General features: G+C 32.2%; 2 protein-coding genes. Both read right to left on the reverse strand.

All coding sequences use genetic code 11. The features are described 5' to 3' along the window. Positions 1-233 precede the first annotated feature (233 nt). Positions 234-806 (reverse strand): hypothetical protein, encoded by a 573-nt coding sequence (locus RBATCC27255_RS06185; protein WP_101029213.1) that lies wholly within the window; start codon positions 804-806, stop codon positions 234-236. 2 nt (positions 807-808) lie between these two features. After that, the coding region (locus tag RBATCC27255_RS06190; protein ID WP_206602214.1) for an RHS repeat-associated core domain-containing protein at positions 809-1,489 on the reverse strand (681 nt) is incomplete at its 5' end.

The raw sequence follows: 1,489 nt of genomic DNA on the forward strand, positions 1-1,489 counted from the left end.
TACGCTAACAAGCTGATTCATCATATCGTAACCGTAATGATACTGTAAAACTCCGTCTTTGGTAAAATCTGTAATATTACTATGTGCATCATACTTTTTTGGCGTCAAAGGAGGCTCTTTCGAGCCTCCGTTCAGCAAAATGTTCTACCCTTACAATTTCACTATTTAATTGGTTAACAAATCAACCAACTATTCGTTATAAACAATTTTTTCAATGAATACGACTAATATATCTAATTAAAAAAATCAGAATGAAATTGTGGATTAAGATTATTAAATCCTGAAAGCACATCTGCCAAGCTTATATCTATATTCATGCAAAACAAATTATAAACAGCTACGCCTATTCCACCCAGCAACAAAAAAATGCTAAAATATTTAAAATATCGCACAAAATATTGACTGTAATTTTTAGTTCTACTTAAAGAATTGCTTTTTATTGCAAAATCCATATTTTTATTCTTTAAGATTGAAGACAAATACAATAAACTTTTTGATGTAAAAGAAAATAAGAATAGCGTGCCAATGCTATTTTGAATGCCAAAACTATTAGCAAAACCTAGGAAAGGTAAATTATAAAAAGTATAAAACACTATAAAAAAAGCAAATGTACCAACAGCGTTTGTAATTTTAACACCTTTTATTTTTAAGGAAAAAAGTTCGGATAATAGCACAGCACAAAGAGAGATAATCAAAATAGTAATTGATAATGGAGATATTTCTGTTATTTTAAATATACACAATAAAAAAACTGCTAACATTCCGCAAAAAAGCGTAATAATATCAACAAAAAGAATTTTTTTCATCACTATCCCCATATTTCACAAAATCTATTATATATATAATCCAAATTCCAACCAAAACCTATAGTCGCACCAACACCAACATAATCTCCCTTTGAAAAGCCAATTTTATGAGATGAACCAAAATTCTCATACTCATTGCCAGATCCATTTTCATAGAATTTAGTATCCTGTACTCCAAACAAGTCCCAACCGCACACACCTGCAGAAACTTCCACACTATCTGTCTTGCCAAATGAAAAGCCCTGTTCATCAAAATGGACACTTATAAGTGTATGTTTTCCCATAGCCTTTATGGAAAATATATCAGTTACATCAAAACCAAATCCAAAGCCGGCATCAAAATCGACTTCTAAACTACAAAATATAGCTCCAAAAGAATCTGCCACCTTATTCCAAGTGTTGTAGTCTTGTTTTTTTGTAGAAGGTGTCGTATAAGAACTAATAACGAAACTGTGTGAGGTATTCGAGGGAGCATTTGATCCGTAACCCTTACAAACATTACAAAAACCCGGGACACCCGGAACTGATTCTTTAATCTTCCAAGTATGTCCAATGTATGTCCCTGCCGATGTGTAATTAGGAACTTTGCAGGCGCCTAATGGATCAACATTGAGAACTGGATTATTACCACAATAAGCAAATGTATTAGCATCCAAAATAGAGGTTCCTGATTGGAAATAACC

Origin of the sequence: Ruminococcus bromii (assembly GCF_002834225.1) — a bacterium.
Classification (GTDB): domain Bacteria; phylum Bacillota; class Clostridia; order Oscillospirales; family Acutalibacteraceae; genus Ruminococcoides; species Ruminococcoides bromii.